This window comes from Vreelandella aquamarina (assembly GCF_044805175.1).
GTDB classification, from domain to species: domain Bacteria; phylum Pseudomonadota; class Gammaproteobacteria; order Pseudomonadales; family Halomonadaceae; genus Vreelandella; species Vreelandella aquamarina_B.
The window spans coordinates 1055814-1080542 of sequence record NZ_CP085232.1 but is presented as its reverse complement, the minus strand read 5'-3'; the positions used below and the strand labels follow the sequence as shown (position 1 = coordinate 1080542).

18 protein-coding genes are annotated in these 24729 nt (G+C 54.2%); 4 read left to right on the top strand and 14 right to left on the bottom strand.

The annotated features are described in order from the left end of the window. Positions 1-16 precede the first annotated feature (16 nt). The 4 genes from pstC to LG300_RS05045 all read right to left on the bottom strand — a co-directional run bounded on the left by pstC (position 17) and on the right by LG300_RS05045 (position 4600). Positions 17-1267, bottom strand: coding sequence for a phosphate ABC transporter permease subunit PstC (gene pstC, locus LG300_RS05060; protein WP_404377302.1), 1251 nt, complete (start codon positions 1265-1267; stop codon positions 17-19). A 158-nt stretch (positions 1268-1425) separates the two neighbouring features. Next, on the bottom strand, positions 1426-2439 hold the full coding sequence (locus LG300_RS05055; protein WP_404377301.1) for a substrate-binding domain-containing protein: 1014 nt from the start codon (positions 2437-2439) through the stop codon (positions 1426-1428). Between the two features lie 236 nt (positions 2440-2675). After that, a complete protein-coding gene (locus LG300_RS05050; RefSeq protein ID WP_404377300.1) occupies positions 2676-3407 on the bottom strand; it encodes a sulfite exporter TauE/SafE family protein in 732 nt (243 codons plus the stop codon). Continuing rightward, on the bottom strand, positions 3407-4600 hold the full coding sequence (locus LG300_RS05045) for a multidrug effflux MFS transporter (protein WP_404377299.1): 1194 nt from the start codon (positions 4598-4600) through the stop codon (positions 3407-3409). Before LG300_RS05045 ends, LG300_RS05050 begins: the two co-directional genes overlap by 1 nt. A gap of 148 nt (positions 4601-4748) precedes the next feature. Between LG300_RS05045 and tal the strand changes: the two genes are divergently transcribed. Then, positions 4749-5687 (top strand): transaldolase, encoded by a 939-nt coding sequence (gene tal, locus LG300_RS05040; protein ID WP_404377298.1) that lies wholly within the window; start codon positions 4749-4751, stop codon positions 5685-5687. A gap of 81 nt (positions 5688-5768) precedes the next feature. On the opposite strand, the gene LG300_RS05035 is transcribed toward tal, so the two are convergent. The 8 genes from LG300_RS05035 to LG300_RS05000 form a co-directional block, all read right to left on the bottom strand. Continuing rightward, positions 5769-6287 (bottom strand): STAS domain-containing protein, encoded by a 519-nt coding sequence (locus tag LG300_RS05035; RefSeq protein ID WP_404377297.1) that lies wholly within the window; start codon positions 6285-6287, stop codon positions 5769-5771. Beyond that, positions 6277-7470, bottom strand: a complete 1194-nt coding sequence (locus LG300_RS05030) for a PP2C family protein-serine/threonine phosphatase (RefSeq protein WP_404377296.1) — start codon at positions 7468-7470, stop codon at positions 6277-6279. Before LG300_RS05030 ends, LG300_RS05035 begins: the two co-directional genes overlap by 11 nt. A gap of 8 nt (positions 7471-7478) precedes the next feature. Further along, complete coding sequence (locus tag LG300_RS05025; RefSeq protein WP_404377295.1) at positions 7479-8297, bottom strand: VacJ family lipoprotein; 819 nt, start codon at positions 8295-8297, stop codon at positions 7479-7481. 59 nt (positions 8298-8356) lie between these two features. Further along, a complete protein-coding gene (locus LG300_RS05020; RefSeq protein WP_404377294.1) occupies positions 8357-9478 on the bottom strand; it encodes a beta-ketoacyl-ACP synthase III in 1122 nt (373 codons plus the stop codon). A gap of 106 nt (positions 9479-9584) precedes the next feature. Continuing rightward, positions 9585-13604, bottom strand: coding sequence for an ATP-dependent RNA helicase HrpA (gene hrpA, locus LG300_RS05015; protein ID WP_404377989.1), 4020 nt, complete (start codon positions 13602-13604; stop codon positions 9585-9587). Positions 13605-13701: 97 nt separating this feature from the next. Beyond that, on the bottom strand, positions 13702-15375 hold the full coding sequence (locus LG300_RS05010; RefSeq protein WP_404377293.1) for an AMP-binding protein: 1674 nt from the start codon (positions 15373-15375) through the stop codon (positions 13702-13704). Between the two features lie 203 nt (positions 15376-15578). After that, positions 15579-16358 (bottom strand): class II glutamine amidotransferase, encoded by a 780-nt coding sequence (locus LG300_RS05005; RefSeq protein ID WP_404377292.1) that lies wholly within the window; start codon positions 16356-16358, stop codon positions 15579-15581. Positions 16359-16388: 30 nt separating this feature from the next. Then, positions 16389-16814, bottom strand: coding sequence for a hypothetical protein (locus LG300_RS05000; RefSeq protein WP_404377291.1), 426 nt, complete (start codon positions 16812-16814; stop codon positions 16389-16391). A gap of 62 nt (positions 16815-16876) precedes the next feature. Here LG300_RS05000 and LG300_RS04995 point away from each other — a divergent pair, with 62 nt between their 5' ends. The 3 genes from LG300_RS04995 to LG300_RS04985 all read left to right on the top strand — a co-directional run bounded on the left by LG300_RS04995 (position 16877) and on the right by LG300_RS04985 (position 23558). After that, on the top strand, positions 16877-18973 hold the full coding sequence (locus tag LG300_RS04995) for a S9 family peptidase (protein ID WP_404377290.1): 2097 nt from the start codon (positions 16877-16879) through the stop codon (positions 18971-18973). A 920-nt stretch (positions 18974-19893) separates the two neighbouring features. Further along, positions 19894-23244 (top strand): putative bifunctional diguanylate cyclase/phosphodiesterase, encoded by a 3351-nt coding sequence (locus LG300_RS04990; RefSeq protein WP_404377289.1) that lies wholly within the window; start codon positions 19894-19896, stop codon positions 23242-23244. 155 nt (positions 23245-23399) lie between these two features. Next, positions 23400-23558 (top strand): hypothetical protein, encoded by a 159-nt coding sequence (locus tag LG300_RS04985; RefSeq protein ID WP_404377288.1) that lies wholly within the window; start codon positions 23400-23402, stop codon positions 23556-23558. A 72-nt stretch (positions 23559-23630) separates the two neighbouring features. Here LG300_RS04985 and LG300_RS04980 read toward each other — a convergent pair whose 3' ends face one another. Next, positions 23631-24089 (bottom strand): YcgN family cysteine cluster protein, encoded by a 459-nt coding sequence (locus LG300_RS04980; RefSeq protein WP_404377287.1) that lies wholly within the window; start codon positions 24087-24089, stop codon positions 23631-23633. 48 nt (positions 24090-24137) lie between these two features. Beyond that, positions 24138-24710 carry an ACP phosphodiesterase gene (locus LG300_RS04975; protein WP_404377286.1) on the bottom strand — a complete coding sequence of 191 codons (573 nt, stop codon included), beginning with the start codon at positions 24708-24710 and terminating at the stop codon, positions 24138-24140. Positions 24711-24729: the final 19 nt, after the last annotated feature.

Genomic DNA, 24729 nt, shown 5'->3' with positions numbered 1-24729 from the left:
AATCAGTTCCTCGGCGTTACAGGTTATTCACGCGGTATTTTTCACGGAAGCGGCGAATCATTAAGACAGACACAAGGTTGAGGGTTAACGTAACCACAAACAGCACGAGGCCTAGCGCAAACGCTGAAAGCGTTTCAGCGCTTTCAAACTCTTGGTCACCCGTCAGCGCTGCAACAATGCGTACTGTTACCGTGGTCATATCTTCAAGTGGATTAGCCGTTAAGTTGGGGCGCATACCCGCCGCCATCACCACGATCATGGTTTCACCCAGCGCTCGGGACATACCCAACAGAGCCGCAGAGATAATGCCGGGGAGCGCTGCAGGTACTACCACATCACGAATGGTCTCGCCTTTGGTCATACCTAGCGCTAATGACCCCTGACGCATACTGTCAGGCACGGAATTAATCACGTCATCAGAGAGCGAGGAGATAAACGGGATGATCATGATGCCCATCACAATACCTGGGGCAACAGCGTTGTTATAAGACGCATCCAGACCAAAAAAGCCTGCGATATTAACGATAATGGGAGCAACGGTAATGGCAGCAAAGAAGCCATATACCACGGTAGGAATCCCTGCCAGTACCTCAAGCACCGGTTTAGCGATGGTACGCACCCGCTGGGGGGCATATTCCGACATATAGATGGCCGAAAGCAGGCCAACAGGTACCGCCACTAACAGCGCAATAGCGGTAATCATGAAGGTACCAGCAAATAGCGGCACCGAACCAAACTGTGCACTGCTACCATCGCCTCGACCGGCAGCAGCTAGAAAGCTAGCACCAGGGTTCCAGGTCGTTCCGGTAATAAACTCCCAAAAGCTGTGCATTTGGAAGAAGCGCAGCGCTTCAGAGACTATCGAGAACAGGATACCGAACGTGGTAAAAATCGAGATCAGCGCAGCACCGGACAACACCCAGCGGATAACACGCTCAATGGCCTGGCGCGCGTGGAAGTGTGGTTTAACCTGGGATACTCCCACTGCCAAGCCGGCAGCGGCCACCACTAGGCTGGCCGCCAGCAAGTACATGGGCGGTATCTCAGCACCTAATAGCAACAGCAGCAAAGAGCCTAATGCCCCGACCAGTACCGCAGGCCCAGCCGTTGAGAGAACAGCAAACCACGCATACTGGTCAGGCTGAGCGAACATTGCCGCGCCAGAAGCACGCACCCGTGCTGCCTTCGCTCGCCCCATAAAGAAGGCCACTAGCCCGAGCAGCAAGAGCACTGTGCAAAAGAGTAAAAGTAGCTGGTTAGTTTGCATCGAATTTCTCTCGCATCACCTAATGAAATCGTGTTGGCTGCTACTTTGGAGTAAAAACATGACAGCAATATGACAAAGACAGCGCCACCCAAAAACAAGTAGCCGGCAGCAGAAGCTACCGGCTACTTAGTAACTATATTGTTACTAGGCGCTATTGATTATTTCAGATCAGAAGCAACCAGCTTAACGCGGTCAGCTACTTTCTGGCGCGCCTGCTCACGCTCACCTTCCGGCAAAGGAATCAGGCCGATATCAACCAGGTAACCATCTTCACCGATCATCTGATCTTCCATGAACATGTTGGCGTATTCATACATCGGCGGCACTTCTTCGGCGTGTTGGTTCTTCAGATAGAACCACAGTGAACGCGCTACCGGGTACTCGCCAGAGCTGATGGCTTCAACTTCAGGCTCAACACCATTGATGCTGGCGCCCATGATGGTGTCTGGGTTCTCGACCAAGAAGGAGTAGCCGAAGATACCGAACGCACCCGTGTCTTCTGCCAGACGCTGAACGATTAGGTTATCGTTCTCGCCAGCGTCGATGTAAACACCGTCAGTACGGATATCGGTATAGCCTTCTTCACCGTAGATCTCCATCTCGGCAGAGGCGGCTTCCATGACCAGCTCTTCGAACGCATCACGGGTACCAGAGGTGCTGGGCGGCCCATAGATAGAGATCTCGCGATCCGGCAGAGAAGCGTCGATGTCGCTCCAGTTGGTGTAGGGGTTGTCAACCAGCTCGCCATCCACCGGCACCTGGGCGGCAACCGCTAGGAAAATCTGCTCAAGGGTCAGGTCGATCGGCTCGTTGGTAGCCGCCAGGCCCAAAACGATACCGTCAGAACCGATTTTCGCTTCGGTAATATCGGTTACGCCGTTCTCTTCACAACGCTCAAGCTCGGAGGGCTTCATACGACGAGAAGCGTTGGTGATATCTGGCGTACCTTCGCCCACACCGTTACAGAACAGACGAATACCACCGCCAGAACCCGTAGACTCGATAACCGGCGTCGGGTAGTTAGTCAGCGCACCGAACTCTTCAGTGACGTAGCTGGCGAACGGGTAAACAGTACTGGAGCCGACGATACGAATCTGGTCACGTGCTTGTGCAACACCGGCAACGCTCATTACAGCCGCCGCGATGACGGTGGTTTTTAGAATACGGTTCATGCGAAATACTCCTGTCGATGTAGGGTTCTGGCCTTCGCACGACGTACTTTGCACTGCTTCGATGACATCTTTATGACATCAAAAAAAACAGCCAAATTTTTTGTTCGGCTACTTCGCCTATAACAACAACCCAAGCGCCGCGAGAGTACATAACCCTAGCGACAGCCGCTGCAGCAGCGGTTTATCCAACCGATGAGCAATCGCATCAGCCAGCGTATTATGTTCGGCTACTTCGCCTATAACAACAACCCAAGCGCCGCGAGAGTACATAACCCTAGCGACAGCCGCTGCAGCAGCGGTTTATCCAACCGATGAGCAATCGCATCAGCCAGCGTATTACCCATTAAGACAGCGGGCAGGAAAGTGATCGCTAGCTTGAAGTGCCAAACGCTGATTTGCCCTGCAAGTGCCAACGTCAGTAAGGTCAACAACGAAGTCAGTACAAAAAAAGCAGCCAAATTACCGCGCATACGGTCTGGAGAGAAACCATGCATTAGCAGCACAATGGGCGGCCCTCCTATCGCGGCCACCGTGCCAAAAATGCCAGAGAGAATACCTGCTACAAAGAGCGTCAAGCGATTAACCGGAAGCTCAAAACGACACAGCGTTACCAGCACAGCAAACAACACAATGGCAGCAATTAACTTTTCCAACACTACCATCGGCGCTGCCAGCAGTAGCCAAATACCTAGCCCGTTACCCGGTAAGCGGCCAAGCAAAGCAACGCCTATTTCCCTTAACCTCACCTCATGCCAATAACGACGTACCATCATTAAAGAGACGGTGAAGCCAAACAGCACCAGAATGACCGGGACCAGCCGTGGCTCTATCATCAATAGCAGCGGCGCCCCAACCACCGCCAAGCCAAAGCCCGTGGCCCGCTGCACAAAGGCACCTAGCAGCAGCACTGCCGCACAGGCTAGCCAGCTATCCAAGGGCATCTCTAACCACTGCAGCAGGCTATCCATCACAGTGTTCCATCAACCACCGGGGCCTGGGTAAGCTTTCTCACGCCGATATTGCCCAGCAGCGCTGCGCCTAGCATGGTCAGCACCATAGGCCATAAGTGCTCTACCTGGAATAGCCCCACCAGCACACCTGCCAAGGCCCCACAGCTAAACTGGATTCCCCCCAGTAGCGCCGTAGCAGTGGCACTGATATGACCAAAATGGTCCAATAAGGAAGAGATCGCGTTCGGTGTAATCAAACCAATCATACCGGTGAACATCATCACCAACGGTACTACGACATAAAGCGATGCCACGTTAAGCGCCGTAGCCAATACAAGCCCCAGCGCGGCAATGAGTTGAACGGCCAACCCTAGGCGCAGGTTTTGCTGCGGAGTGCGTTTGCGCAATAGGTGGATATTGACGCGGTTGGAGAGTGCAATCACCACTACATTCACCCCGAATACCATGGGGTAAATGCTGGGCGAGAGCGAGAAATAGTCCAAATATAAAAATGGCGATGCCGTTACAAAGGCAAACAGCCCAGCAAATGAAGCCGCCACCGCGCAGATATAGCCCATGCCCTCTTTATGGCAGAGCACGCTAGCGTAGTTACGTACTACTTGGCGGGGTGACGCAGCGGGTAAGCTGGTATCTCGGGTTTCCGGCAAGCGGGTGCTTAACAGCCAGATCAAAAACCCTGCATAGGCTGCAAGAAACACGAAAATCAGCCACCAGCCAGCCACATACAGCAGCAAGCTGCCCACCGCAGGCGCTACCAATGGAGCTAGCATCATAATCATTGCCATGGTAGACATCACTTTCGCTGCCTCACGGCCGCTAAAGCAGTCACGCACAATAGCCGCTGAGTTAACCACGCAAGCCCCGCCACCCAATGCTTGAATAAAGCGCCAAATTAATAACGTTGTTAGGCTGTCGGCGGTAGTAATCATCAAGCTAGCCAGCATAAATACCACTAGCCCGCTTAGCAGAACCGGCTTGCGCCCTACACGATCGGACAGCGGCCCAAAACAGAGCTGGCCCAGCGCAAACCCAAACAAAAACATACTAATCGAAAGTTCCGTATGGTGAATGCTGGCGTTAATACTCTCTGCCAGTATGCCGATGGCGGGCAGATAGGCATCAATCGCGAAAGGTGCAAGCGCCGTGTTGGCGGCTACCAACCACGCCACCCGACGAGGATTAAGTTCCATAAGCATCCTTGAAATGGGCTGAAAACGGCAGGAGGCCCCACCGAATAGATAGGCCGCTAATCATAATCGATTTCAATTCATTTGTCGGTCTCTGTTCGTCACGCGGCACCCTTGCTAAAGTAACCCAAGGACAACCAAGGAGCACTGCATGGCCACTAGCCTATTAAGCCAATTAAAAGAGATGACCACCGTGGTTGCTGATACGGGCGACCTTGAGGCTATCCGCCGTTTTCAGCCCCAGGATGCAACGACCAACCCATCATTGATTCTGCAGGCCGCCCAGCAGGAAGAGCGTCGCGCTCGCATAGCGAGTATTGCCAAAGAGAGCACCGATTTAGACGACGCCGTTGATCGTATTGCGGTCGATATCGGTAGCGAGATCAGCAAGCTGGTACCGGGTTATGTATCCACCGAAGTGAGTGCTCGCCTGTCGTTTGACCGTGATGCCACAATTGCCAAAGCGCACTCGCTGATTGAGCGTTATGCCGAATATGGTGTTGGCCCGGAGCGCATTTTGATCAAAATGGCCTCTACCTGGGAAGGCATTCAGGCAGCCCGGCAGCTTGAACGGGACGGTATTCGTACCAATCTCACACTGCTGTTCGGATTTGCCCAGGCTCAAGCCTGTGCCGACGCTGGTGCCACACTGATTTCACCGTTTGTAGGGCGCATCCTCGATTGGCATAAAGCACGCTCACCAGAAGCCGATTTCAGTGGCACTAACGACCCAGGCGTACAGTCAGTTAAACGCATTTATGACTACTACAAAGGGCACGGCTACCCCACAATTGTCATGGGAGCTAGCTTCCGCAACGTAGGCGAAATTCAGGCCCTGGCAGGCTGTGACCGGCTGACCATCTCCCCTGCGCTGCTTAATGAACTAGATGAATTACAAGGGAAACTACCGCGCCAGCTAACGCCTATGGGGGCGAGCAGCTCAGCCGAGCAGCCGATAGACCAAGCAGATTTCCGCTGGGCAATGAATGAAGATGAGATGGCCACTGATAAGTTGGCAGAGGGAATTCGCAAATTTATGGCCGACCAGCGCAAGCTTGAAGAGCTACTCAGCACATTGCGCAAAGGCTAATCACATCGCCGCACTTAAGTCACATTAAGTGACCGTCAAACACGTTTGCCCCCTAGCGATGCAGTACGCCCAGGGGGCTCCTTATTTTTGGGCAACGTTATTTTGTGCTTCAAGCATCTCAACCAGTGGCTGAAATTGCTCCCGATTATGCTCGTTCATATGCATTAAAATACGGTGCGCTTCTAAAATACGGCTGCGCAACCCCTCTTCATCAGCGGGGACTTCTGGCAACTCTTCTAGCGCAGAATTGAATGCCTCTTCCTGCTGCAACGGTGCTTCCATTAACGTAAAGAAGCGTGCAAAACCCATTACATCCAGCATCTGCCGTACATCGGGGTTATCCGCGATAATTGTCGGGGGATGCTCTAACCGCCCTTTTACCGCCATTGCCACTTTGGCAAGAAAACCCAGTGCCGTAGAGTCGACATTGGTTGCTTCACGCAGGTCAATCATCACCGCCTGCAGCCCAGGGGTTTCAGCAAGGCGCTGCGCCTGGGTATCAAGGGTGGCACAAAGCGTTAACCGCACATCGCCACACAGTTTTAGGATAAAAACACCAGAATCGAACGCCGCCTTAATGCGGCCCTCTTCAATCAGCATGACCAAATCCGCTCACCATCATGATTGTCAGGTCATCGGGTAAAGCATCGCGGTCTTGGTTCGCCTCATCCTCAACGTCGCCCTCTATCAACAGCGAGTTAGTTTTGGCTAGCCGGTCGCGCAGCTGCTCAAGCGTGACACTTTCGCTAACGAGTTGCTCAAGTTCCGTGAGCCGCATGTCGAGCGTTTTACCCGGCAAGCATTCCAATACACCGTCTGAACACAGCCATAGTCGAAAGTTGGCCGGTAAAGCACAGCTAAGCGAAGGATACTCCACATCTGGGAAAAGACCTACAGGCATTCCTTCCCCGGATAAGCGCTCCAGCTTTCCATCAGCCGCCAACAAGGGCATGGGAAGCTGTGCACCGAGCGAATAGTGCAGAGTCTGTGCCTCATGGTCAATAACGCCAACAAATAATGTGGCGTGTTTACCAATATCGGTATCTTGAAGCTCGCGATTCATCGCCGCCAGCCAATTGGGGGGCAGCTTTTCAGGCGCCTGGCCATCCCACTCACTTAACCATCGGTTACACAGGTACTTCAACAGCACCGTCACAAACGCCGAAGATGCCCCGTGGCCCGATACATCGGCAAAATAGAACGCACTAAAACGGTCGTTGTAGCGCTGGTAGTCGAGGAAGTCACCCGACAAATAGAGCGATGGTGCAAACCAGTAGTCGTAGTAAACACCATTGATCACTTTAGGGTGTACTGGCAACAAGCGGCGTTGAATAAGTCCACCACTTTGCTGATCCATGCGCAGTAGCGCTAAGTGGGTTTCTAGACTTTCATTGAGTTCCGCTAGCCGCTCACGATCACGATCACGCTCTAGGGCTAAGAGATGCAGTTCAATGGCTTTACGAATCATACGGCGCAATAGCTCCGCATGGCGCAGGGGATGCACAATGTAATCGACTAAACCAATATCGATTGCTTTGATTAAATCTGCATCCTGGCGCGAATCACTCACCACCAGCGTGGGTAAACGGCGGGTGAGTTGTGTCCACTGCTGGCGTGGCACTGCCCGGGCGTGGGCAACAATAAGCGCCGTGCCTTCCGGCAAGTGTTCGATATCATCTGTCGCAAACACCGACATGCCATCGCATGTGATTGCCTCAGCGAGCGCATCACGCTCGGGGCCGGGTTCGTCGATGACCGCGATCAACTGCTTAGCGTGATCCATGTTAGGCCTCAATCGGCGAAATCGTCGTCACCGAAGTCGGTATCGTCGAAGTCAAAATCATCCGTGGCAAACGGGTCTTCACCAAGCACGCCGTCATTGACCTCAAACTGGCGGCGCTGCAAATAAGCATCTCGAACAAACCGGTAGCGATCACCAGAAATCAACGACTCCTGGTCTAACAACCCTGCCCGAAGATGAATAATATCAAGTGCCGTCAGACCCGCACGTAGCTGATGATCATCCATGTACGTGATGGGGTGCGCTGCAATATCAACCGGCAGACCCGAGGCATCCCTGAGCGTGCGGGGGCCAAGCAGGGGCAATACTAAATAACGCGAGTCGTCCCAGCCCCAGACGGCCAAGGTCTGGCCAAAATCTTCTTTATCTGCGGTAATTTCCATCAATGTGGCGTAGTCCAGCAAGCCACCAATCCCCACCGTGGAGTTGATCAAAAATCGTGAGGTTGCAAGCCCCGCATTGGCCGGCTTGCCCTGTAACAGGCTATTTAGCGCTGTACGCACTTCGCTTAGGTTAGAGAAGAAGTTACTTACCCCAGTTTGTACCGGCTCAGGGGTGACAGTTTTATACCCTTGTGCCACTGGCTTGAGCGCATAGCGGTCTAGCACATCGTTAAAGGCAAACACGCGGCGATTAAAACTCTCCCAAGGGTCTTCGGGGTGCGCCGAGACTACCTCCTGAGGAACGGTATTGTCTTGCGAAACCGTACTGGCACACCCACTCATGCCTAGCGAGGCTAGCAGCAATACGGGCAGCAGCTTCTGCCGTGCACGTTGGGTATTTGCCTGCTTGGCTAACAACTTCAGCATGCGCTTTCCTCTTTCAGCATAAAACGCTATTCCTAACAACCGACGGCAAGATCAGCTAACTATTGGCGTTGTAATACCACACTGCCCGCGCTGTAACCTGCACCAAACGAGCAGATAACGCCAATATCTCCTTCCGCCAACGCTTCTCGATGAAGATGGAAAGCGATAATTGATCCCGCTGAGCTAGTATTGGCGTAGCGGTCTAGAATAATCGGTGCCTGGGCTTCGCTGGGTTCTTCCCCCAGGACTTTACGTGCGATCAGGTCATTCATATGGCGGTTAGCCTGGTGCAACCACATCCGTTTCAGGTCAGCCCCCGTTAGCTCTAGCGAGGCGAGATGGTCGGTAATGAGCTTGGCGACCATCGGGCACACTTCTTTAAACACACGGCGCCCTTCCTGCACAAACAGCTTGTCTACTGCTAACGGGTCGCTATCGGTCACGCGGTTTAAAAAGCCCGCATTATTGCGAATCGCATTGGAAAATTTAGTGACAAGCCGCGTTCCCAGCATTTCATAACGCTCATTGGCCACGGCAACATCGCTATTTTCCAGTACCATAGCCGTACAAGCATCGCCGAAAATAAAGTGGCTGTCACGGTCTCTAAAGTTCAAATGCGCCGAACAAATTTCAGGATTCACAATCAGTGCACGCTTAACGCTGCCTGACGCAATCGCATTCGCCGCCGTTTCCAGGGCAAAGGTGGCAGAGCTGCATGCCACGTTCATATCAAAGCCATAGCCGGAGGTTCCCAGCGCGTGCTGCACCTCTACCGCAACGGCTGGGTAGGCGCGTTCCAAGTTTGAACAAGCCACAATCACTAGCTCAATATCGGCTGCGTCCACCTGAGCCGTTTCAAGCGCCTGGCGCGCTGCCTGTGTCGCCATGTCGCACTGAATAGAGGGCTCATCATTCTGGCGTTGGTGCAGTTTAGGCCGCATACGCTCGGGGTCAAGAATCCCCTGGGCATCCAGCACATAGCGGCTCTTAATCCCCGAAGCTTTCTCAATAAACTCACTGCTAGAGTAAGCAAGCGCTTCTTGCTCTCCACGCGCGATGGCATCCGCATGCTGGGCATTATGTTGATCAACCCACGCGTTAAAAGCAGCGACCAACGCCGCGTTATCAATGGCGTTTTCCGGTGTATAAAGTCCTGTACCGGTGATCACTACATTGGTCATGCCTGTCTCCTTATCGCGGCCTCAGGGCATTTAGCCGAAACCGTTGGTAAAATGGCGTGTTGCAAGGAGGTCCACCCCACCATTGCCTTAGTGTCAGTGCTGTTGGCTAGGCGCCGGTAATCTCTTCCCAACGCTTTTCCAAACGTTTCACGGATACCGGCATCTGCGTGCCAAGCTGCTGGGCGAACAGCGATACCCGCAGCTCCTGTATCCACCAGCCGAACGCGACGAGTTCGGGGTCTTCGGCATCTCCCCTGCGCTCACTTTTACGCCGCGCATCGAAACGCGCTTCTAAGGCTTGGACCTCTTGCATCATCATTTGGTCACGGCCGCGCTCGCGGGCCGCCTTTTCAAGTCGAATCAGTGCCGCTTCTGTATAGCGTGGATATTCACTAAGCCACTCCCCAGCGTCACGAATAAAGCCAGGATAAACCAAGCGCTGCATCTGTGCGCTAACATCGCTGTAGACCAGTGCCAAAGCAAAATTGAGCTTACCTTTCAGCACTTTGGTTACTGCCAGATGCCCTTTCAGTGCTTCTTCGATGCGAGCCAGCAGCGACGTTGCATAGGGAACCAGCTCACTTTCGGTTGCCTTCAACCGCTCGGCGAGTTCATTGGCAGAGCGTGGCAGTGGCTGTGTTGCCACTACCTGGGTAAAGACCGCCAGCAGTAAATCATCCACTAGCGCCTGCTTACTACCCACTTTAGCAAAGAGTAACGCGCACTTTTCTACGCCCGGTAAGCGCTTAATCGCTTTTACTTGTTCAGGCTGCTTGGCAATAGCTAAACGAGCGACCCCATCTTGGTGGGCAGCGGCTGCTTTCGCCGGATGGTCGAAAAGCGCTACCTTGAAGCTGTTGGCTTCGGCCACCAGCGCTGGATAGGCTTCCACCCGAATACCTGCCTGGGTGGTGACACGGGACTCCGGCAGCGGGGACTCTGGCAGCTCATCCAGTATTGGGGCTTGGCTTGCCTGGTCGGCCAACGCCTGGGCACCTGCGCTGGCCGCCTCTTCAAAGCGCCGCTCCAATGCACGCACATCGCGTCCTTGCCCTAACGGCTTGCCTGCGTGGTCCACCACCTTCACATTCATGGTTAAGTGCGGCGGTAACAGGTCAAAACGCCAGTCATCAGGGTGAACACGGGTGCCAGTACGACGGCGGATAAACTCTCCCAGCGCCTCGGTGAGCGGGCGATCATCGGGCACGAGGGTTTCCAGCGCAGCATCGACCCAGTCAGGAATAGGCACCACCTGGCGGCGGATACTTTTGGGCAACGATTTCAGCAGCGCAATGCACTTTTCACGCAGTAGCCCAGGCACCAACCACTCCAAGGCATGGACAGGCAACTGCGGCAGCATGGCGGCAGGCACCGTGAGCGTCACGCCGTCGTCGTCAGCATCCGGGTCGAAATGGTAGCTTACCGGATAAGCGACACCAGCGAGCGTAAGGTGATCAGGATACTGCGCCTGAGTAACGTCGCGGGCATCCCGGGCTTTCAGCGCGTCAATATCAAACTTTAGCAGCGCAGGGTCTCGACGCTCTGCCTGTTTCCGCCAGTGCTCAAAGCCTTTACCATTGACGATATCAGTGGGGATTCGCTCATCGTAAAAGGCAAACAGCGTCTCTTCATCCACCAGAATATCCCGCCGACGGGCGCGATCCTCTAGCGCCTCCACCTCTTCGATCAGCGCACGGTTATGGGCGAAGAACTCCCCTTTTGTCTGAAACTCACCCTCCACCAGCGCCCGTCGAATAAACAGCTCCCGCGACTCCTGGGGGGCAATCGGCCCGTAATGAACGCGGCGGCGCGCGACAATCGGTAGGCCAAACAGGGTCACCTGCTCGAACGCCACCACCTGGGCACGCTTCATTTCCCAGTGGGGTTCGCTATAGCTACGTTTCACCAAATGCTGCGCTTGGGGCTCAATCCACTGCGGGTCGATTTTGGCCACGGTGCGCGCAAATAGTTTAGTGGTTTCAATTAGCTCAAACGCCATCACCCATTTAGGCGTTTTCTTAGCCAGCCCCGAGCCTGGGTGAATCATAAATTTGCGGTTACGCGCGCCAAGATACTCTCGGTTCTCCAGCAGCGTACCCAAATTGGAGAGCAGGCCTGATAACAGCGCCTGATGCAGCTTGCCCGACGTTTTTCGCCTTGCTTGCTTGGCCTGCTCTTCGCTCTCACTCTCATCACGGGGCGGCGGCGCAGGCACGTCAATATCCATATCTCGCAGCAGCTGGCGCAGTTGACGGAACGTATCGTGCCATTCACGCATACGCAGGTAGTTAATATAGTGCTCACGACACCAGCGGCGCAGCTGGTTACCCGACAGCGTCTCGCGGGCATTCTCGATGCCGTGCCACAGGTTGAGCAGGGCGACAAAGTCGGAATCTGGATCGTGCCAGCGCTGGTGCGCTTGGTCAGCGGCCTGGCGCTTATCGGCGGGCCGGTCACGCGGGTCTTGGATCGCCAGTGCAGAGACGACAATCAGCACGTCTCGGAGGCTGCCCCGCTCTGCACCTGCCAATACCATGCGTGCCAAACGGGGGTCGATGGGCAGTTTCGCCAACTTGCGACCCAGCGGGGTGAGCTGGTGCTTCTCATTGACTGCACCGAGTTCGAACAGCAGTCGGAAGCCATCTTTGACAAAGCGACTGTCGGGCGGGTCGACGAAGGGAAACTCTTCGATACTGCCGAGCCTGAGCGCCAGCATCGACAAAATGACCGATGCTAAGTTGGTGCGCTGGATTTCCGGATCGGTGAACGCGGGGCGTGACAGGAAATCCTCTTCATCGTAAAGACGAATACACACGCCTTCCGCAATACGACCGCAACGGCCCTTACGCTGGTTGGCGCTTGCCTGGCTGACCGGCTCAATGGGCAGCCGCTGGATCTTCGCCCGGTAGCTGTAGCGGCTGATGCGCACTAGGCCAGGGTCAATGACGTAGCGAATCCCCGGCACGGTGAGCGAGGTCTCGGCCACGTTGGTAGCTAACACAATGCGCCGCCCGCGGTGGGGGGCAAACACACGGTTTTGCTCCTCATTGGAGAGCCGTGCATAGAGCGGTAGAATCTCGGTGCCTTTTAAATCAGCGCGGCGCAGGGTATCGGCAGTTTCGCGAATTTCCCGTTCACCGGGTAGAAACACCAGCACATCACGAGGCCCATGCAGCCAGCCTTTTTCCCGCTCAATTGTTTCGACCTCACGCACGGCATGCAAAATCCCCTCTTGCAGCGTGCGGTCCTCCTCATCCTCTTCACTGCGCACCAGCGGGCGGTAGTGAACCTCCACCGGGAACGTGCGGCCAGAGACTTCGACCACGGGCGCTGGGGCTTTAGGCGTGCCGAAATGGGCTGCAAAGCGCTCGACATCGATCGTCGCGGAGGTAATGATGACTTTTAAATCAGGGCGCTTGGGTAACAAGCGCTTTAGATAGCCCAGCAAAAAATCAATGTTAAGACTGCGCTCGTGGGCTTCGTCGATAATCAGCGTGTCGTAACGCAGCAGCAGCGGGTCGTGCTGAGTCTCAGCCAGCAGGATACCGTCGGTCATCAGTTTGACCAGCGTGCTGGGCGAGCTTTGGTCATTAAAGCGCACCTGATAGCCCACCTGTTCGCCAAGCGGCACGCTCAACTCTTCCGCCAGCCGCCCGGCGACGCTACGCGCCGCCAGCCGCCGTGGCTGCGTATGACCAATCACCCCTTTCCGGCCACGGCCAAGCTCTAGGCATATTTTAGGTAGCTGGGTGGTTTTACCCGAACCGGTTTCCCCCGCCACCACCACCACTTGATGGTCACGAATCGCGGCGAGAATATCCTCACGGCGCTCTACCACCGGCAGCTCTGCCGGGTAATCCAACATCACGCGCAGCGCTTCCCGCTGGGCCAGCAGCTGCTTGGCTTTATCAACTTCCCGCTGCACCTCGCTCAAGCCACGGTCGATCGGCTTATTTTCTCGCTGCCGACGCCGCAGGCCCGCCACTCGACGCGAGAGACGCTCCTGATCACGCAGCATGACGTGGCTCAGCGACTCGGTGAGCGCTGTCAGTGAAAGGGCGTTGTCTTGTGGGGTATCGATGCGGGATGAGTGCGTGTCGGTGGTCACGTTAGGCTCGGTTTCCATCTCAGAATAAACGTCGGCCCACTTTAGCAGTGGGCCGACCATTGTAACGCTTTCGCGAACGAGACGCCTAACGCCAGGTTGACCGAGTGTTTAAGCCTTATTGGGCCTTATCCACTTCTTGGTCACGCAGTTGGCGTCTTAGCACTTTGCCTACATTAGTCTTGGGTAGCTCGTCACGAAATTCAATGTATTTAGGCACTTTATAGCCCGTCAGCTCTTTTTTACACCATGCCCGCAGAGTTTCCGCTTCTAACTGGCTGTTTTTAGAAACAACGAATAGCTTGATTGCTTCACCGGCATTCTCATCGGCCACCCCCACGGCGGCGGCTTCCAGCACGTCGGGATGGGCAGCTACCACGTCTTCGACCTCATTGGGGTAGACGTTAAAACCCGACACTAGAATCATGTCTTTCTTACGGTCGACGATTCTGATGTAGCCGTCATCCTGCAGTACGGCAATGTCACCGGTATGGAACCAGCCGTCTTCATCGATAGCATTGCGTGTTTCCTCATCACGCTGCCAGTACCCTTTCATCACCTGCGGGCCCTGCACACACAGCTCACCCGCCTCGCCAAACGGCACGTCGTTACCATCAGCATCGACTACTTTTACCGCAGTACCCGCGACCGGCTTGCCAATCGTACCTAGCTGAATGGCGTCGTTGGGGTTAAAGCTGACAATGGGCGACGTTTCGGTGAGACCGTAACCTTCGGCAACCGGGCAGCCGGTGGTTTCCTCCCAACGCTGGGCAGCCGCTTTGGTCAACGCCATGCCGCCTGAGATAGTCAACTTCAGCTTAGAGAAATCGAGCTGCTTGAAATCGTCCCGGTTACACAGTGCGTTAAACAGCGTGTTGAGGCCGATAAAGCCAGTGAACGGCAGCCCTTTGAGCTCTTTCACAAAATTGGGCAGGTCACGGGGGTTGGTGATTAGCAGTGAGTGGTTGCCGGTCTCCATCAGGAATAGGCAGTTAACGGTAAAGGTGTAGATGTGATACACGGGCAGCGGTGCAATCACCAGCTCTTCGCCATCCGTGAGATGCTCGCCAATCGCCGAGCGCGCCTGAAGCATATTGGCCACCAGGTTGCGATGGGTCAGCATCGCCCCCTTGGGCATACCGGTAGTGCCGCCGGTGTACTGCAGCGCTGCCAAGTCGTCCATGTTGCGTTCGGCAGGCGTGTGTGTCAGAGCGGCGCCTTTGTTCAGCGCATCCCGAAAGCCTACTGCGCCGGGTAGTGAGTAGGCGGGCACCATTTTTTTGACGTGTTTGACCACGGCATTGATTAGCCACCGCTTGGGCACATCGTGCAGGTCGCCTAGCTGGGTCACCAGTACGTGTTTGATATCCGTTTTATCGAGCACTTTTTCCAGTTTGTCGGCCATATTGGCCAGAATCACGATGGCCTTGGCATTGGCGTCCTTAAACTGATGGGCCATCTCCCGCTCGGTATAAAGTGGGTTGGTATTCACGACGACCAACCCCGCACGCAGCGCACCAAACACCGCCACGGGGAACTGCAGCACGTTAGGTAGTTGAATCGCAATACGGTCGCCGGGCACTAGGTCGGTTTCATGCTGTAGCCAAGCAGCAAAGTCAGCAGACAAGCGGTCAAGATCGGCAAAGGTGAGCGTTTTGCCCATGCAGGTAAACGCAGGCTTATTAGTGAAGCGCGTAACCGCGGAATGAAAAACATCCGTAATAGAGTTGTACTGATCCAACCCTTCAAGCGCTGGGCCGCGTAAAATTGAGGTGCTGGCATTGTCGCTCATGGGCAATCTCCGCTATCCGTGTCGATGTTAGACCGACCTTGTTATTGTGGCGAGGCTAAAGAAAGAGACTAAAACGTCAACGATATACGACGATTAGCGGGCTGTAAAACGGTCGATTGAAACCTACGTTTCAACTTTAGCTTATATCAGCCCTTTACATCATGGCATTTTGCGGTGGACCCCACGTAAAAGCATAGCTGACGTTACGGGCAGTAACGGGCCTTAATTTCACCCTCCCGCCACACCAGTAGCTCACCGGGTACCATACGCTGCCACGCCTCATTATGGGTTAGCGGCTCGGTGGCAATTACAGAGACAATATCGTTGGGAGTGGTGTGCTCAACAAAATTAACGGTCATTTCCGCATCGGATAGCTCTGCTTCTCCAAAAGGTGCGCGCCGGGTAATGTGCGCCAGCTTGGTCGAGCAGTAGCTGTAAAGGTAAATACCATCCGACAGCAATAAATTAAAAACGCCTAGCCCCCTTAGCTGCTCACAAAGGCCATGCAGCTTTTGCCATAGCGGCTCTGGGGCAGCAGGAGGAGTAGGAAAGGCCCGCCTCAGTTCGCCCATTAACCAGCAAAAAGCGTGTTCACTGTCGGTGCTGCCAACCGGGGTGTAAACTCCCAAGGGCAGCTCCTGCCAGTTACTCAGCTGGCCATTATGGGCATAGCACCAGGGCCGCCCCCACATTTCACGGGTAAACGGGTGGGTATTGGCCAGCCGCACGCCGCCTACGTTGGCTTGGCGAATATGGCTAATCACCACGTTGGATTTAATGGGGTAATCACATATTAAGCGGGCAATCGGCGAATCCACTGAGGGGTGTGGGTCTCGAAATTCGCGATAGCCGCCCTCTTCATAAAAGGCAATGCCCCAGCCATCGCGGTGAGGGCCGGTGCCCCCACCGCGATGTAAAAAGCCTGAAAAGCTAAAACAGATATCAGTGGGTACATTGGCACTCATACCCAGTAACTCACACATTGGCCCACTCCCTAACAGCCTGCCACATTATTAACGGATTACCGGCTCGCGGCGGCGAGTGGGCTGCGGGTCATCCTCCACTTGACGGCGGGAAGGTGCTTCCTCAATAGGCGCAGGGCGACGCCACCACCACAGTGCAACACTAACTCCCGCACCTAGTACTACCCCTAAGACTACCCAAAGCAGACCATTGCGCAGAGCGCTGGCACTATGCTCAAGAACCCCCACTGCCGCTACCATGGCAGATGGGGCCCAGCCGCTGTAGAACTCCCCCTCTTCTACTAGCGGCAGCCGATAGCTAGCGGGCATCCACATCGCGCCAGCCACACACCATGTGATGACCAAGCGCGGCAGGCGTGGCAATAACGCCAGTGCAAAATAAACAGCTAGCAGTACCAGCAGTGAAAGGCCGTAATAACTTAACCACAGCAGTGACATTGAGTCTGCAAACAGCATAATACCCCTCATGTGGGTGGAAGCACCCAACGTTGATTTCCCGTTATGGTACCTATCAATTTATGAAAGCACAGCCTGGTATGCACGAAGGCTCGCCCGTGGCGCGCTATTATCGCGCCGATGATCCTGAATGGCACTGGTTAGAAGCCCGTGATAGCGCTGACGTCGGCAATTTTCTTTCAGCAGCCAACCAGCAGCATGCCGACTGGTTTGCACCGCTCTCACCGCTGGCAGAGTCGCTCTACCGCTCGCACTTAGCGCGCCGTGAGCTTGCCGTGAAAAGCCTAGAGACAACATTGGACCACTTCACGTTCTGGAGCGAGACCGGTGCCGAGGATGACTACCCCTGCTGGTGGCGCTATCCCAACGGCCAACCTGAGCAAAAAACCTGCTTTTTAGACGTTCGCGAGCGCGCTGCCGGGCAGCCGTTCTACGACATGGGAGATATGGCGCTCTCGCCGGATGAGCAGTGGCTCGCCTGGACCGAGGATACCCAAGGCGACGAGCGCTTCACGCTCTGGCTAAAAGCACTACCCAACGGCACGCCACGCCAACTGCTTAGCGATATCGGCCCTGGCGTTTGCTGGGCGGAAGACCAAAACGCGGACGGCGCCACCCTGCTCTTTACCCGCTTTGACGATACCCAGCGCCCTGATAGCTTATGGCGGCTATGGGTGGCATTTGCTGAGAATGCGGCCCAGCCAGCTCCCGAACTGATCTATCGTGAAGCCGACCCTGAATTTTGGGTCGGCGTGGGCAAAGCGCGCTCGAAAGCATGGTTAATGATCGAGACCGGCTCGAAAGAGACCACGGAAGTGCTCGTCCTGCCCGCCGACCAACCTGCCGCCCACCCCACGTGCCTGCATGCTCGCCAACCGGGTATCGAGGTGAGTATCGACCATCGCCCCGGCACCTTCTACCGCCTGCATAACCAAGCGGGGCCACACTTTCAGCTAGACATCCGCAGCGATTCACTGAGCGAGCCACACGGGGAGTGGCAGCCGCTGATCGCTCACCGTGATGATGCCACGCTAGAAGGCGTTGATGCCTTTACATGGGGGCTGATACTGGCCGAGCGCAGCCACCGAGACGCGCAGGTAGTGCTTCGACGCTTGGAACTGGATGATCACCATCATGTGCTCTTCGATGGCTACATAGATCTACCGGAAACGCCCTGCTCACAGCTATTGGAAGATTCGCCCCACTTCGATGCGCGCACGCTGCATTTACGCGAAGAGTCCTTTACCCGCCCACCAAGCTGGTATGCCCTAGATCTGGATAGCGGTGAGCGCAGGCTGCTCAAGGAAGTGCCCGTTCACGGCAGCCTCGCGCCCGACCAGTTAATCAGCCGCCGAGTGTGGGCCACCAGCCACGATGGCGAACAGGTGCCAGTATCTGTGGTGATGCGGGCAGACCTGGCAGGCCAGCCGCTGCCAACAGTGCTTTATGGCTATGGCGCTTACGGCGAAGCGCTAGACCCCTGGTTTTCCATTGCCCGCCTGGAGCTTTTGGAGCGCGGCGTAGCCTTTGCCGTGGCCCATGTGCGCGGAGGCGGCGAGCGCGGCGAACCGTGGTACTTAGATGGCAAGATGGCCAATAAAGAGAACAGCTTTCACGACTTTTTAGCTGCCCGTGACGCCCTAGTGGCCGCCAACATCAGCCAGCCGGAGCGAATGGTTGCCTGTGGCGCCAGCGCGGGTGGGCTACTGGTCGGTACCTGCCTTAACCGAGCACCGGAGGCTTTCTGTGCGGCGGTGCTGGATGTGCCATTCTTGGATGTGCTGCGCACTATGCAGAATCCTGACCTACCGTTAACCACTGCCGAGTATACCGAGTGGGGCAATCCTGAATCACCTGAGGTGGCCAAGCGTATTGCCGGCTACTCCCCCATCGACAACATTCGCCCGCAGCGTTACCCCGCCCTTTGGATTGAGGGTAGCTGGTTCGATACCCGGGTCAGCTACTGGGAACCAGCCAAATTTTATGCCCGGGTAAGCCAGGCACAGCAGGGGGAGGCCCCCATTCTGCTACATACCGATATGAGTAGCGGCCATGGCGGTGCGTCAGGGAGGTTTAAAGCGTGGCGCGATACCGCTCGTCAAGATGCCTTTATTCTGTGGGCGCTGGGGCTAGCAGCGCCAGAGCGCTGTACTCACTAACGTGATTCGCCCACCTCTCCATACGGTTTTAGCCAGAAACCACTGACGCATTCTACTATTTATGGCGGCCACAAAGCCGTAAATAGTAGAAAAAGCAAACGATAACTGTAAGTAGTACAGCTTAGAAAGGTATCTCAACATTTCGTACTACTCACTTACAGCAAAAAAGCATTATATGCGCATGCTTACTAACCTTTATTTATAACTTGCCACTGCTCACATTCGCTGAGACTATTGCCTATGGGCATTACAGCGCTTCTCCCTCCCACCTCGCCTTAGATGACTCTCCTACAATGGATGCACATAACCGTGAGTTAGCACTTCAGACAGGTTCACTGATGCTGCTGACAACCACTGTGATTATCGGTGGGGCTAGCCTTATCTTTGGCGTTACACCCAGCCTGCCGCAACCTCAAGCATTGGCTGTATTGCCCGATAGCTCACTGGTTATCCTTTTATGTGGCTTAGGCCTCAGTGCGGTAATGGCAAATTTGCCTAAGTGGCGCCGAGTGTCCGGCGTTTGCTTAGCCATCCTGGCGTTTTACACCTTAGCGCACAATATAGCGGACGCAGGTACCGGCAGCTCCTGGCTAACCGCTCAGCCTCGGCTACCTTCCCAGGCAGTACCCACACTCATTCTTGCTGCATTTTGTTTATGGGTTGGCCCCCAAGGCACGTGGCAACGGCGTGTATGGCAGCTCGGAGGGGGCGTTTTATGGCTAATTGGCAGTATTACACTGGCCTATCAAGCAGGATTGCCATTACCACCCTGGCTACCTAGGGCAAGCGCACTCATCCCGGGATTACTCTGTTTCTCGTTTGGATTAGCAATGGGAATGGTTAGCCGTCAAGTGCCACATCTTGCCACCTCACTTAGCAAATCGGCCGTAGCGACAGGCATAGCCGGCGTTAGTTTAAGTATGGGTGCTTGGTTTTTAATTAGCTGGAACCAGTATGAAACCACACGCCTAGAGGCTCAAAATACACTGGATAGCGTTACAACCAGTATTGAGCGCACACTCAGCTCACGGGCAGTTGTGCTTGAACGCTTAGCAGTGCGCTGGCAAGAAGTGTTTGAAGATGACGCGTCACGCCAACGTGAAATAGCACGTTACTGGAGTGATTATCCCAGCATCTTGGCACTCGCCTACTTAAACCCCAACACCAGGGATACTTGGCGTCGTGCCCAGCAAGGGCGAGATCTATTATGGCTGGATGATCAGTTAATTAGCTTACCCGTACTACGCTGGCTTAACCACCAACAACAGCCTATTCAGTGGCTGCTACCTGACTCATCACGTCCTGAATTAGCCCTACTCGCTATCAAGCCCACAAATGCAGAGCGTTATCAACTCATTGCCGTCATTGATATTGCTAGCCTAGTTACGCGTGAAGCCAACATGGCAGAACAGGCGTTTAATTTATACATCCGTCATCATGGCGGCTACTTAGCCTCTACGGACGGCCAGCTAACCCCACTTAGCACACAGCCAGAAGTTCTCCCGTTAATTGAACAGCAGCTTGCGCTTCCTGGAGAGGCCACCCTGCACGTGAGCCTTATGCCTCGTGCGGATTCAACGTTTGATCTCGCCAACTTTATTGCGGCAGGAGTAGGGCTTTCTGGCCTACTACTGACCTACCAGCTCGTACTTAGCCTCGCCCTGATGGCCGCACGCACACAGCGCACGCTGGAGCTTGCGAAAGCAAAGGAGGCGCTCGAAGACCAGCACCGCATTCAAGCGATGATCGCTCGGAACGAACCCTGCAGCGCCACCCTACTCCAGATTTGTCGACTACTTGAACAGCAAGGCAAACATCTACATGTCGCTATTTGGCGCTTGGACAGTACAGCCACCTATCGGGTCGAACTACTCTCCTGCACCCTTCCTTTTGCCCTACAGGAGTCGGTGTCGTTTAACGAAAGCGCTATCTCTCTAGCAACCGAACTGCATCAGCAAGGTTTACTGAAAACAACACTGCCACTAACGGACAGCTGCGACGCGACTGCCTTTGAACAGCTCGCCTACCAACATGGTTATACCCAAGCGACTCTCCATGTACTCAATAGCAGCGAAACGCTACCGCTTGGCACCTTAGCACTACTAACTAAAGAAGCCCCTAGCCAACTACATACCGCCGACAATATTGAACCCACGCTATTACCAAGCGCGCTAAGATTGATGCGCCTTGCTATAGAGCGCCATAACCACCAGCAGACACTACAAGATAGCGAACAGCGCTTCAGGTCTTTATTCACACAAAACCCTGACGGCGTGTTCTCGTTGGATGTGGATGGTTATTTTCAAAGCGTCAACCAATCTTTGCTGACGCTACTAGCCATTAACGAAGCCGATATCATTGGCAGTCACCTCTACGCGATGGTGTCGATCGAGCAGCATGAAACGGTCAATCATGCCTTTAACCAAGCACTAACCGGCATTGCCCAACGCTTTGAAATTGAAATAACTAGTCGTTCAGACGTCGTTCATTATGTCAATATTTCATTTTTACCCACTGTGGTGATGGAGAGTGTTGTAGGGGTATATGGCGTAGTGAAGGAGATGACAGCGCTGCGCCATCATGAGGAACAGCTGCGTATTTTTCAGCGCAGCCTAGAAGCGAGCAGCAACGGCGTACTGATTTGTGAAGCGCGTGCAGATGATTTTCCCATTATCTACGTTAACCCTGCCTTTGTAGAGATTACGGGCTATGAACTAGAAGAAGTACAAAATCGTAACTGTCGATTTTTACAAGGGCCAGATACCGACCCCAATCAAATTCATGAGATAACCCAAGCCCTGATTCAGCAGCGAGATATCAGCTTAACGATTCGCAACTATCATAAAGATGGCCGCGCATTCTGGAACAATATATTTATTTCACCCGTGCGAGACAGCAACGGCCAAGCTACCCACTTTGTCGGCATTATTAATGATATTTCCGAGCGCAAAGACCATGAAAATGCACTGGCGTTCCACGCTACCCACGATGCCCTAACCGGACTTGGCAACCGCGCACTTTTTGAAGACCGCCTCCAACATGATGTTGATTTAGCAAGACGTCATCATCAGAAATTAGCAGTGCTTTTTATTGACCTTGACGAATTCAAACCAATCAACGACACCCTTGGCCATACCGTCGGCGATCAAGTATTGATCCATGTCGCTAGGCGCTTAGAAGAAGTTATCCGCCCTACCGATACACTGTGCCGCTTTGGAGGCGATGAGTTTGTTCTTTTATTACCCGACTTAAATGACTCGAACCACGCGCAAGAAATTGCCGAACGCCTACTCCTTGAACTAGCCAAGCCGTACCGAATTGACCGGCATGAACTCTATCTCTCTGCCAGTATTGGGATCGCGCTCAGCGATGAAACACTGGATAACCCTGCGACTCTGCTACAACAGGCCGATATGGCCATGTATAAAGCTAAGCAGCAAGGCCGCAACACCCTGCAAACGTTTACCTACGATATTAACCACAAACTTACCCAACGGGTAACACTGCGTAACGACTTGCAAGAAGCCATCGCCCAGGAGCAGTTTGAGCTGCACTATCAGCCACTATTCACCCGTGATGGCAATGTGCATGGCTTTGAAGCATTAGTCCGCTGGAATCACCCTATCAAGGGCCCCATCCCACCAGGGCTATTCATTCCTATTGCCGAAGAGACAGGGCAGATCATCGGGTTAAGCCAGTGGGTAATGGAGTGCGCCGCTAAGGATTTCTTGAAGCTTCAGCCTCTATTACCTAGCCATTGCCGAATCGCAGTGAACCTATCTCCCCTGCAGTTCCATCGCCCTAGCTTTTTAAGCTCACTGCGCAAAACCCTAGAAACCACTGGCCTGCCAGCTACCGCGCTAGAGCTTGAGCTGACAGAAGGCATTTTGATGAATGATACCGAGGCAGCGATTGATACGCTCCATGCGCTGCGAGGTATGGGGATTAGCATCGCCATTGATGACTTTGGCACCGGCTTTTCCAGCCTGAGCTATCTGCGCCACTTGCCTATCGACAAGATAAAAATTGACCGCAGTTTTATCATAGACATTGTGGATAGCACTAAAGATGCCGCTGTTGTCCAGGGAATTATCGCCCTTGCCCATCACTTAGACTTGAATGTAGTGGCTGAGGGGGTAGAGAGCAGCGCGCAGCAGCAGCACCTTCTGACACTGAATTGCGATGTACTGCAAGGCTATTTATTTGCCAAGCCGATGCCATTTGAGGCACTGACCCGCTGGCTAGCAGTACAGCATCAAACTGCTCTTTAATCCCACCATCAATACGGCTACCTGCAGCGCCGAGGCGCTGCTTTTTTTACGCCATCTATTTTATGAAAATACTTTCCATAAAATATTTTTTGCGGCATACTAGCCATAAGTTTCTTATACCAATGTCTATATAGCCTACGGCTAGGAGTGATACGATGAAAAATCAGGAACAGTTTCCAACCATCTGGGATACCCCTCTGAAGGCTGCCAAAGTACATGCAACCAGGGAAAAGGCCATCAAGCCACAAGCCTCAGCATTTAAAGAGATGTTTCTAACGATTTGGGATAGCAGCAAAATAAAAACCGCCAGCTAAAGCGTGTTAGCCAGCGGTTGAAGCGCACGCCATGGAAGGCTGCGATAGAATTGATAGAATTGGACGCCAACGTTACGACATCGGCAGCACCGCAATAATATGCTCTTCAAGATGGCGTTCTGGCACTTCATCTTGTGATACAGCAAATCCTCTAACGCTTACACCTTTACGGTGAACACGCTCAGCATCGTTACTCAGCAATGGGTGCCAGCCGGCTAATTTACGCCCTTCCGCTACCCGTCGATAGCCGCAGGTTTGCGGTAGCCAAGTAAACTCTTTTACTAATGCCGGGGTCAGCTGGGTGCAGTCGGGCACGCTATCAAAGCGGTGTTCATAGTCGCTACACTGGCAGCTATGAATATCCAGAAGGCGGCACGCCACATTAAGAATAGCCAGCTCCTGCGTCTCATCATCGTGCAGTTTTAGCAAACAGCACTGGCCGCAGCCGTCACACAGCGCTTCCCACTCCAAGGGCGTTAGCTCTTCAAGCGTATAACGTTCCCAGAAACGCTCGCGCAACGCGGTTTCCATCGTTAATTGCCTCGGTTAAACATTTCGATACAGGCTAAGCCTGGCGGTTCAGCCCACCGCACCATCGCTGGTCAGCGCCTCACGGCACTCGCTCCATAACACGCTAAAATCCGCTTCTAACGCAGTGTAGTCTTCGTGCAGCCAGGGCACTAATTCCGCCAGTCGATTGGGGCCGGAAAGGCGTTGCCCGATACCTGATATCGCACGGCAAGTAAAATCAAAATCGGCGTAACGGCGTAACCAGTCCTGCTTCACCAGCACGGGCATCATCGTCGCCAGACGTTGCGGTGCGGGCCATGCATCAAGCAACCGGTAGCAGCGCTCTATCAGTTGGTGCTGGGCCGCCCCCTCCTGCTGCCGAGAAATAAAATGATCCCACACAATATCCAACGCAATGCCTGCATAACGCCTTTGTGCCTGAGGGGCGCGCTGCTTGGCCATTACGACGTTGGGGTGCTGATCCACCCACGCATCGACCCGTCGGTGGTGGCGAATGCCTCGGGCAACGTTTGACGACCAAGCGGAAAGATCGCTGCCTTTCACTCCATCGGCAATTAAATTACCGTACAGAAAGCCGTCGTCACCTGGCTGGGCCAACCATGCATGGGCTAGAAAGTTCATTGGGCACTCACCGCCAACG

Excerpts from the sequence above, each read along its gene's own strand:
- hrpA (WP_404377989.1), bottom strand. The coding sequence starts at position 13,604 with ATGGAAACCGAGCCTAACGTGACCACCGACACGCACTCATCCCGCATC.
- tal (WP_404377298.1), top strand. The coding sequence starts at position 4,749 with ATGGCCACTAGCCTATTAAGCCAATTAAAAGAGATGACCACCGTGGTT.
- LG300_RS05055 (WP_404377301.1), bottom strand. The coding sequence starts at position 2,439 with ATGAACCGTATTCTAAAAACCACCGTCATCGCGGCGGCTGTAATGAGC.
- LG300_RS04995 (WP_404377290.1), top strand. The coding sequence starts at position 16,877 with ATGAAAGCACAGCCTGGTATGCACGAAGGCTCGCCCGTGGCGCGCTAT.
- LG300_RS05000 (WP_404377291.1), bottom strand. The coding sequence starts at position 16,814 with ATGCTGTTTGCAGACTCAATGTCACTGCTGTGGTTAAGTTATTACGGC.
- LG300_RS05045 (WP_404377299.1), bottom strand. The coding sequence starts at position 4,600 with ATGGAACTTAATCCTCGTCGGGTGGCGTGGTTGGTAGCCGCCAACACG.
- LG300_RS04985 (WP_404377288.1), top strand. The coding sequence starts at position 23,400 with ATGAAAAATCAGGAACAGTTTCCAACCATCTGGGATACCCCTCTGAAG.
- LG300_RS05035 (WP_404377297.1), bottom strand. The coding sequence starts at position 6,287 with ATGCTGATTGAAGAGGGCCGCATTAAGGCGGCGTTCGATTCTGGTGTT.
- LG300_RS05025 (WP_404377295.1), bottom strand. The coding sequence starts at position 8,297 with ATGCTGAAGTTGTTAGCCAAGCAGGCAAATACCCAACGTGCACGGCAG.
- LG300_RS05020 (WP_404377294.1), bottom strand. The coding sequence starts at position 9,478 with ATGACCAATGTAGTGATCACCGGTACAGGACTTTATACACCGGAAAAC.
- LG300_RS05030 (WP_404377296.1), bottom strand. The coding sequence starts at position 7,470 with ATGGATCACGCTAAGCAGTTGATCGCGGTCATCGACGAACCCGGCCCC.
- LG300_RS05005 (WP_404377292.1), bottom strand. The coding sequence starts at position 16,358 with ATGTGTGAGTTACTGGGTATGAGTGCCAATGTACCCACTGATATCTGT.
- LG300_RS05010 (WP_404377293.1), bottom strand. The coding sequence starts at position 15,375 with ATGAGCGACAATGCCAGCACCTCAATTTTACGCGGCCCAGCGCTTGAA.
- pstC (WP_404377302.1), bottom strand. The coding sequence starts at position 1,267 with ATGCAAACTAACCAGCTACTTTTACTCTTTTGCACAGTGCTCTTGCTG.
- LG300_RS04990 (WP_404377289.1), top strand. The coding sequence starts at position 19,894 with ATGGGTGCTTGGTTTTTAATTAGCTGGAACCAGTATGAAACCACACGC.
- LG300_RS05050 (WP_404377300.1), bottom strand. The coding sequence starts at position 3,407 with ATGGATAGCCTGCTGCAGTGGTTAGAGATGCCCTTGGATAGCTGGCTA.
- LG300_RS04975 (WP_404377286.1), bottom strand. The coding sequence starts at position 24,710 with ATGAACTTTCTAGCCCATGCATGGTTGGCCCAGCCAGGTGACGACGGC.
- LG300_RS04980 (WP_404377287.1), bottom strand. The coding sequence starts at position 24,089 with ATGGAAACCGCGTTGCGCGAGCGTTTCTGGGAACGTTATACGCTTGAA.